Here is a 9,645-nt window from a genome sequence, read left to right on the forward strand (position 1 = left end):
GTTTCATTATACCCGATGCCCTTTTTTTTGTCAACTGGTGGAGGCAAAAATTTTCCGGCGCAACATAGAAATTTTTGTGGTGGGCGAGGCTCACCCTACGGGGGATGAAGTGAGTTGCTTTGTGCTAAAACTTGCGCCTGCAATCAAAGCAATGCTTAACGACCCTGCCTGCCCCTACGGTTTCATTATACCCGATGCCCTTTTTTTGTCAACTGGTGGAGGCAAAAATTTTCCGGCGCAACCAAGATTAACAGACAATGAGATTTGTGTGGTAGGTATCGCCCACAGCAAGCGGGGATTATTTGAGATAAATTAGCAAATTTAAGCCTGGGATGGTGCGCGAAAGGGTCCAGAGCAAAAGGGTGAGATAGAGAATGCCCAGACTCCACTGATACCATACTAACGTACTAATCAAACCTGGGAGATTTTTGTCGCGCACCCGGATATCGTTAAAGCCAAATTTGAGTAAGTTATTGAGACTAAAATCGTAGTAATTGAGCCAATTCCATCGCCTTTCGCTTAAAATCGGGAGGTAGCGATCGCGGAAAAAAGCAAAGCGGGGGATGATAGGTAAGCGCCCGATCGCCAAGCGTAGCTGACGGATTCCGCCATCCTCGACAAAATAGCTGATTTCGAGGCTATCGATATGGGGGGATTGGCGATAAAAGAACCAGAGCAAAAGCGCGGGAATTGGTAGAAAGAGTATCACCAAACAAGCTAACGTTAAACCGGGGCGATCGCTGGTTCTAAAAATAGCCAGAATGCCGGCACTAGAAAGAAAGCTAAAAATTCCCAGAATCCAAGCGGTTTCGAAGACAGTGGGAATTTGGGGTTGGGGTTGAAAAGGGCGATAGCGATCGACGAACCAAAACAACAATCCAAAGTAAGAGATCGCCATCATTCCGACGCCAAAAACCAGCCAAAAACTGCTACCATAGCAACTGAGTAGCAGCAGCAAGCTGACCCCCAACCAGCGAATAGTGGTTCGCAACCAGCCGGCGAGGGAAAGGGGTTCGCCCGCAATGGCGCGATCGCGGAGTTTAATATAAGTTGCCAAATCGATTTCTTCGATAGTGAGAAGTTCGCTCAGGGTACCAAACAATCGTTCTTGTTGCGCGTTAGCGATCGCCTTGATTTGTGGGGGGGATAGGCCCAACTTGCGTAAGGTTTTGATTGAAGCGCGATTAATATTCACCCCAAAGATGCGCTGAAGTAAGTCTTTTTGCCTTAATTTTTCGCGCATATATTCGATTTGATTGGCGTCAGCAATTTGTTCTTGCTCGCGAAAATTTCGCACCAACTGACGCAACAGGGTTTCGTTTCCTTGTAAGGTAGTGACGGACAGTTTTTTGCCAATTTGTCCCGGATCGCCAGTGATTTCTGAGGTGTCGGATTCAAAACTCAATCCCGCCACCTCGATCCAGGCGTTGCGACTAAATGTAGCGTCACTTAACGCCAAGCGATCGCGAATTCTCGCCCCGCGCAAGTTGACAGGTTTGCTAAACCGCGCTTCGCGAAAACTAGCTAACTTTTCAAACGTCGTTTCCGTTAAAAAGAGAGATTCGGTGAATTTGGCGCGGGAAAAGAGCGCTCTATCTTGCCACTGAGAGCCACTAAAATCCGCATTGTTCTCCCACAGGGTGCGACTGAAGTTTCCCGTACCGCTAACATTAACTTGATTAAAATTTCCAGTAGTTTTAAAGCGACTTTTCTGGAAATTTACCCCTTGCTGGAATAGCACTCGATTAAAGCCGGATTTTTCAAAAAAAATACTGCCACGAAACTCAGCACTATCGGCAAAAATCGAGCTATAAAAAAGCGCCGATTGGCTAAATCGCGCCTCAGAAAAATCGGCATTTTTTTCAAATGTAGCGCCCATTGCTTCCAGGCGATCGAGAAAAAAAGTATTGTTAAAATGAACCGAACCGATAAACCGGGTTTGTACCAATTTTACCGGGGCTTTAAACACTGCAATTTGCACCGATTCTGGGGCGACACCCACCAGCGATCGGGAGAGTTGACTCAGGCGCAATAACCGGGAGCGATCGCGCTGCAATTGTTCTCGTTCTTGTGGGGGAAATAATGGCAATAATGCATCGCCATACAAGGGCGCGCGCAAACCGAGTTCCGTACCAAAAAACTCTCCTTTAATAATCGAATGGGATAAGTCTAGCGCCACTGCGGCACTGGACCGATTCAGTTCAGTTTGTAAGGTTTGATAAAAGCGATCGCGAAATTCCCGATTTTCTGGAGTTAAATCCACGATAAACTCGCGCAGGTCAATGGTGGGAATTCCATCAGATATCCCTGGCGACTCCACCCGTTCTGCTAATCGTTCCACGGTTAAAATCGGCAGTTCTGAATGATTAGACCACTGATTGTCCGACAAACTGGCGGCCAATGTGGGTAGGTTTATCGGGCATAATATTACCACAAATACGGACAAAAGTAAAGCGATTGTAAGTTTTTTAAACATATTCCAGGGATGGCAATGTGCGGAAAATGATTGCAAGAATGGCAGGCGAAAAGCGGGGGTGGGCGCGTTTCCTGTTTGGGGAAAGCGCGCCTGAATTTAGCGGGAATTACTCGCGAATCTGCAAAGCAATTTTACCGAGCATCGAACCCGTTTCTAGTAAATCGTGAGCGGCACTTGCGTCAGCCAGGGGAAAGGTTTTAGAAAGCTGAACTTTGAGCTTATTTTCATCGATTAAGCGAGCGCATTGCTGCAATATTTTTCCTTGGTCTTGCTGTTCGACAATCAGGTTTTGCAGCATGGGGGTAAGCATCAGTTCTAAACCGATTCGCAGGTTTCGCAGTCTGGCAGTTTTCAAGGTACCGTATTCGGGATTTGGCTCTAAAATTGTGACCAAATCGCCATAAATTTTCACCGCAGGACAGGTTTGGAAAAAGGTTTCGCCGCCTACGGTGTCGAATGCCACATCTACGCCTTCGCCGTTAGTCCATTCCATCACCGCTTCTACCACATCTTTTTGCTTGTAGAATATGGGTAAATCGGCACCGAGTTGGCGGACGAAATCGGCTTTTTCCTGGGTACTGACGGTGGTACAAACGTCAGCGCCTTGGAGTTTGGCAAGCTGAATTGCCACATGACCCACGCCACCGGCACCGGCATGAATTAATGCCTTTTGTCCTGCTTGCAAATTGGCGCGATCGTACAATGATTCCCAGGCGGTAATTAACACTAACGGGGCGACTGCAGCTTCGGTAAAATTCAAAGATTTGGGTTTGTGAGCCACAAATCGTTCGTCTACCACTGCATATTCGGCATAGTTTCCGTGGGGACCGCCCACACCGCCATGACAGAAGTACACTTCGTCTCCCACGCGAATGTTTTGCACGTCGGAGGCGATCGCTTCTACCACGCCAGCGCCATCACAGCCTAAAATCATCGGGCTTTTATCCGCATTCATTAGCGGACCGCGCTTGCGGAGTTTGGTATCGATGGGGTTAACGCCCGCCGCATAAAGCCGCACTAAGATATCGCGATTATTTTCCAGTTTTGGATCGGCGACATCTTGCATTTGTAAGACATCTGTACCGCCCGGTTGAGTCATTACCACTGCTTTCATGGTTGCTTTCCTTTGAGGTTGTCTCTACTCATCAAATGGGTTTGGAGAAATCGGCGGGGTGAAATCCTTTACCCACCGACTTAGTTGTTTATCCTACCCGATCGCGCCGATGAAAATCTGCCCCTACAGAATAAATTCCGGAGTTATGCAGCACCTTCACGGGGAGGGAGGGTAACTCGTTGCCCACCCTACAGGGTGTGACGGAAGCTGGCGGTTGTCTGTGGGGAGAAATAAAAAGCACAATTGCGCTGATGTAACGAGTTGATGTGAGGAACTCCTCCCCAGGGGTTAACTTTTTTCTACTCGTTCGATTTCGGGTTCGGTAAGTTGGTACAAACAATAGATAATTTTGTCAATCAGTTTATCCGTAGCGGCGATACGGCTTTTGAGGGGCAATGTTTGGGTTAAACTGGTTTGATAGTCTGCCTGGATTTTTTCGCGGTGCGATCGCGCTTGAATATCCACCGACAATCGCCCTTTGTTTTTCTCTAAAATGGCGAACAATTGTTCTTCGGTTAGGGGCAATTCAGATTTTTGATAGTCGCCCAGATAGTTTCGCAACTGGGTTTTGTTGCTTAAGGTATCGATAGAGGTGCCGATTTCGGCTTCTAAGGTAGCGAGAAAATCTGCTATATTTGCCGAGAGTTGTTCGTTCAGAGTTAGCATTTGTTTGGCGAGGTGGGCGAGCAAGTCGTGAATCACATCGGTGCGGCGATAGCGCAGGTGATGCTGCACGAAGCCCATGATGCAGATATCGTCGCCTTTTCCCAGACAATATTCGGTGGTATCGATTGCTTTTTCGCGGTAGCGATCGCGCTCGGCTGGTGGTGTATTAAACTCAAACTGGTAAATGGGAAAGCGCTGTAAGTAATGGGTTTTGTAGCGAAAGTAATTCCCGCGCAAAGGGGTACCGATTTTCGTCAAAAAGAACCAGAGCAACTTGCTATTTAATAAGGCAATCAGGGTATAAAGATTGAGGGGAATTTCCGGGTGGGGGACAATGGCATAGGTGGTATCGGCATGAATTAAATGGGCATCGAAACTGAGGGTCATGTTGCCATAGTGGCAAATATCCGGGACTAAAATTTTGTCAGCGGCGAAGCGATGGGGATTGCGAGAATTCCAGAGGGCATACCAGGATTCATAGGACATGCGATCGGAACCGCGTTGTTGCAATGTGGCTTGATTTTGCTGTAAATAGCGATAGGCGAGGGGAAATTGTTCTTGTAGTTGTGCTTCGGAATACAAACTGATGCGATCGCCGATAATTTGATAGGGATAGAGGATAAATCGGCGGGGATGAATGCTTCCGAAGCGGTGGATATCTTCTCCTTTCACAAAGGGTTTGAGAATGTTTCGCTCGATTTGAATGGGTTGTTGCAGTTGGGGGGAAAAGACAGCGATCGCCTCGGAAGTTGCTGGGGAAGTTTGCGGGGCGATCGCCTCTAACACGAACACATCGTTTAATCCCGTCACTACACCTTGGTAAATCCCTTCCACGAGTTCGGATAAGGGAATCGTGCAACGGTCTAACTTACTGAAAATATCCTTTTCTGCCACTTGAGTGAAGACCCATGCTTCTGCATTTTGAGAGTGCTTGAATATCATTGTAAACTCCTTCGGTTTAATCTGGTTTAACACGGCTGCAATTTGCCGCACATCTGAATTGACATCTGGTATTTCATAATAGTACAAAATGGGCTGTAAAGAATGCTGAAGGAATATCAAACAAGTGTAGGTAGTGGCATCGGCAAAGACTTGATTGCTGCCAAAGCTGCAAAGGCGGTAGGAAAGGGGTTGATTGCTGATATAGTGGCGGATTCCCTTGCCAAAGTCGGCGGTAGTGAAGTGATGGGGAAGAATCATGCCGACTCTACCGGTGGGGGAAATAAGTTGCGCGGCGAGTTCGAGGAATAATACGGATAAATCGTATTTACCGGTGGCGGCGGTAAAGCGGATTTTATAATAGTTGGCAAGGCGAGAATTGCGGGGGAGATTTTTGGGTGGGCGTTGATAGGGAGGATTGGCGATCGCGGCATCAAATCCGGGGGAATGGCAGCGATTGAAAATGTCGGGAAATTCCGAGAACCAGTTAAACCATTCTACATCTTGACAAAACTTTTGCGCTAATTGTATAATTTGCAGAGTGGGAGGTTTTGACCGTTCGTGCGGAAAAATGCTGAGGAGAGAATTGGCGCAGCGCAAGTGAGAATTGAGACCCTGGAAGGGGGTCGCGAGGGTGCAGAAATGCAGCCACAAGCTGACCTTGGCTAAGTCTACCGCCATCGGGTTTAAATCCACCCCGTAAATGCAGTGTTGGACGATCGCTTGCTTGAGGCGTTGAGTGCGGTGGCGCGCAGAAGGAACGGGGGAGATTTTGGCTGGTTTTCGGGGATAAAAAATCTCGGGTTGCAGGCGATCGAGATGATGTAAAATGGGGTTATCCTCCGGATGCTGCTGGAGCATTTCCATCAGGCGATCGCCGATAAAATCCACTGCTGCGAGTAAAAAAACCCCGCTACCCATTGCCGGATCGCAGACTTTAATATCCAGCAGTAGATTCCATGCTTGCTGCTGAAGGCGATCGCGCTGCTGCTGCAATTGTGCGGTTGTAGTATCGATTTGCGCCCATTGACGAATCAGCTCTTGAAATTGGGCGGCGCGTCGTTCTATAATGGGAGTTAGAGTCTGAGAAACGATATATTGAACGATATAATCCGGAGTGTAATAAGACCCGGTGGCTTTGCGTTTTTTCTTGTCGGGTACCAGATGTACCGTGGCGCGATCGCCGTCTTTGATAATCAAGCGATAGTCCAGGAGTTTTTCATAAATCGACCCCAACAGCGACACGGCGATCGCGTTATAATCGATGGGAGTGTCTTCAATGCGGGTGAGGCTTTTCAAGATCCGTGCAAGTACCGCATTGCTGAGGGAATAGCGGGTGAAAAATTCTCGGGTTGAGGGAGAAATCTCGAACAAGGAACAAGCAGAATGGTGCCCCACAGGGTGAGGAGATGAGATGGGGAAACGCTCAAACAAATGCAGCAGGGTAGAGTAAATGGTGGTGGAATCGAGAGATGGAGGGTCTTCGATAAATTGAGTGAGGAGATGCTGTAACTGCTGCTGAGAAGAAGGCTCTAATAAATTGCGCGAATCAGCAAAGAGCAAACACAGGAGTTTGTAGAGGAATGATACCGTAGCGTCATAAACCGAGCACAGATGAGAAGTGCGGCGAGAAACGCCGGGAGGCGATGCCAGGAAACCCCCAGCGATCGCGGGAAAAATCTCGGATAAAATTCGTTTTTGCAGTAAGGTGTCAATGTCCCGCATGCTGGGTATTGCATTTGAAACAATGCGTTATGCCACCGAGAGATATAGCCAGAGGTGCTCTAAGATTGACGCGATCGCGCCTGATGGGTTCGCACCAGTTTTGGGTAACAATGGAACAAGGCGATCGATGGATTGAGAGAAAGGTTTGATGAGATAATAAAATTATCGAGTTGGGTGCGCTCTAGCAGGGCGAACGCACCCGAGGGAAAGGGAAAAATCGGGATTAAAAGGTTTCCTCACGCCAGAGGGCGATTCCGCCTAATAACCCATTGATATTGGGGATAATTTCGGCATTGGGTGGCAACTCGAAATTGATATTTTCTGCTTCGCCGCCGCCGATGTAGAGGCGATCGTAATTAAACAACTGTTCCATAGAGGCGATCGCCCGTTGCAGTCGCTTATTCCAGCGTTTTTTACCCACAGATTCTAACGCGGCGCGACCTAATTGTTCCTCATAGGTTTGCTTTTTGCGGAAGCGATGGTGGCCCAATTCCAGATTGGGGACCAACTTGCCATCCACAAACAAGGCGCTACCAAATCCAGTGCCCAGGGCGATCGTCAGTTCGATGCCCGTTCCGGAGATTGCGCCTAACCCCTGCACGTCTGCGTCATTGCAGACGCGAACGGGTTTGCCCAACAGATAAGAGAGTTTATCTGCGATCGCGAACGCCTCCCAATCGGAATGCAAATTCACGGCGGTGTAGGTGATGCCGTGACGAACCACACCGGGAAAGCCCACAGAGACGCGGTGAAATTCACCTTGCTGTGCGGCTAAAGAGGCGATCGCCTCCAGAACCGGTTCGGGTTTAGCGGGTTTTGGCGTTTGCACGCGGTTGCGATCGCTAAGCGCCTCGCCGACTTCATTTAAGACAATAGTTTTAATCCCACTCCCGCCAATATCCACGGCGAGGGTAAGGATAGAGTCGTTGGTTTGAGTCATTGCACTACTCATAGGAAAAATTGCACGGAAGAAAATCGCATATTGCAACACCCGTTCCCAGGGAATTCCTGGGAACGAGTTTATCCGCTACTGCCACCAACCGGGAACCGACCGAAGGATAAACCGCTTACATGGTTAGGGATTGAGGTTGGTGTTCGATTAACTGAGCCAAATCTTGTAAAAACGCTGCAGCATGAGCGCCGTAAATAATCCGGTGGTCGCAAGTAATATTCACTGTCACTTGACGACGGACACCCATCATCCCTTCTGGGGTAGCAAACACTTGCGGTTGAAATCCACCGATCGCGAGAATCGAACCTTGTCCCGGAGGCAAGATAGCATCAAAGCTGTCTACCCCATACATGCCCAAATTGGACAAGCTAAAGGTGCCGCTGTTGTACTCGTGGGGTTGCAACTGCTTCAGTCTAGCCCGTTCTACCAAATCCTTCCAGGTGCGAGAGAGGGAGTAAATATCCACGCTATCGGCATTTTGCAGCACTGGGGTAATCAATCCCCCATCGCCCATTGCCACAGCCACGGCGATATTAATTTGCGAGTGATGCTGAATGCCGCCTTCGGTGTAGCTAGCATTGAGCAACGGATGTTTTTGCAAGGTCAGAGCAACCGCTTTTGCCAGCAAAGCGGTCATCGTCACGCCCTTAGATTTAATTTTTTTGTAAAGCGCTTCCAGGTTATCCGTGGGAATGGTATAGCTGACGTGGAAGACAGGAACCTCTAGGGCTGCCACCATATTCCGCACCACGGCATTTTGCAGGGTATTCAATTGCTCCACATCGCCTTTTGGCGCGCCGGAAGCCCCCATTGCAGAAGCGGCGGCGGGTTGTGGCTGGCGCTGGGGTGCGGCGGGGGCGCTGGGTTGCGCTTGGGGTTGCTTTTCTTTGCCTGCGGCGGCTTCCACATCTTCGGCGACGATGCGACCGTGAGGCCCACTGCCTTGTAGCTGACTCAGGTTAACCTGTAATTCCTTGGCCTTCTTTTTCGCGCGCGGCGAAGCGATGGTGCGTCCGTTTTGGCGACTGGGGGTTTGTTGCGTATTCGCTTTGCTGGGTTGTTTTTCTTCTTTTTCTTGTGGGGCAGAGGGTGCCTGGGATTGGGATCCGCTGCTTTGGTCTTTTTGGTTGGCTGCTTGCTGCTTGGCGGTTTCGATTTCCGCTTCGGTTTCTGCCAATAAAGCGATGGTGGATCCGACCGAGGCCACTTCTCCAGATTCCACGAGAATGGTGGCTAGATAGCCCTCATGGAAGGACTCTACATCCATGTCTGCTTTGTCAGACTCCACAACCACCACCGTTTCGCCCTTTTCCACTTTGTCTCCGGGGGATTTTTCCCATGACACGATTTTGCCTTCGGTCATGGTGGAACTCAGGGCAGGCATGAACACTTCGTTAATCATAGGTGGCTTCTTTTGCGACGCTGAAAACTAAAATAGTTAAACTAAGTAATTTTATCACTAAAACTACTCGTCTTCAAAACCGGACTTGAGACTTTCACCTCATCCGGCTCCTCAACAATTTGGCCTTTGTCATAGGTACCGAGGCTACCATCGCTGGTAGTCTTTACATCGTGGCAATGTCTATGGAGAAGTTGGAGGTTTTTGTATTCATCCTTTCCGCCTAGGGTTTCCGGGATGATGTGGTCTACTTCCATAATGTCTTCTTCCCTGAAATATTGTCCGCAATGAGTACATTTCCCTTTTTGTTTCTTCAAGAGCTTCGATACTCTCGTTGGAACACCGGGTTGTTTACCCATTCTTGTACTCCAGTA

General features: G+C 48.8%; 7 protein-coding genes. 1 reads left to right on the plus strand and 6 read right to left on the minus strand.

The genetic code is table 11. The features are described 5' to 3' along the window. Positions 1-316: hypothetical protein (locus tag AC0QH1_RS14800; RefSeq protein ID WP_324631952.1), on the plus strand; the 316-nt coding region annotated here is incomplete at its 5' end. Here AC0QH1_RS14800 and AC0QH1_RS14805 read toward each other — a convergent pair. From AC0QH1_RS14805 to AC0QH1_RS14830, 6 genes are all read right to left on the minus strand, one after another. Continuing rightward, positions 299-2,476, minus strand: coding sequence for a pentapeptide repeat-containing protein (locus AC0QH1_RS14805; RefSeq protein ID WP_324631954.1), 2,178 nt, complete (start codon positions 2,474-2,476; stop codon positions 299-301). The two genes, AC0QH1_RS14800 and AC0QH1_RS14805, sit on opposite strands and share 18 nt — an antisense overlap. A gap of 106 nt (positions 2,477-2,582) precedes the next feature. After that, on the minus strand, positions 2,583-3,590 hold the full coding sequence (locus AC0QH1_RS14810; RefSeq protein WP_324631955.1) for a zinc-dependent alcohol dehydrogenase family protein: 1,008 nt from the start codon (positions 3,588-3,590) through the stop codon (positions 2,583-2,585). Positions 3,591-3,878: 288 nt separating this feature from the next. Further along, the gene (locus AC0QH1_RS14815; RefSeq protein WP_324631956.1) at positions 3,879-6,920 is read right to left on the minus strand and encodes an Eco57I restriction-modification methylase domain-containing protein; all 3,042 of its coding nucleotides are present in this window, start codon (positions 6,918-6,920) and stop codon (positions 3,879-3,881) included. Positions 6,921-7,143: 223 nt separating this feature from the next. Continuing rightward, complete coding sequence (locus AC0QH1_RS14820; RefSeq protein ID WP_324631957.1) at positions 7,144-7,860, minus strand: ROK family protein; 717 nt, start codon at positions 7,858-7,860, stop codon at positions 7,144-7,146. 127 nt (positions 7,861-7,987) lie between these two features. Continuing rightward, the gene (locus AC0QH1_RS14825; protein ID WP_324631959.1) at positions 7,988-9,274 is read right to left on the minus strand and encodes a dihydrolipoamide acetyltransferase family protein; all 1,287 of its coding nucleotides are present in this window, start codon (positions 9,272-9,274) and stop codon (positions 7,988-7,990) included. Positions 9,275-9,315: 41 nt separating this feature from the next. Further along, on the minus strand, positions 9,316-9,645 hold a 330-nt coding region (locus AC0QH1_RS14830; protein ID WP_324631960.1), incomplete at its 5' end, for an HNH endonuclease.

The organism is Phormidium sp. CCY1219 (genome assembly GCF_055795085.1).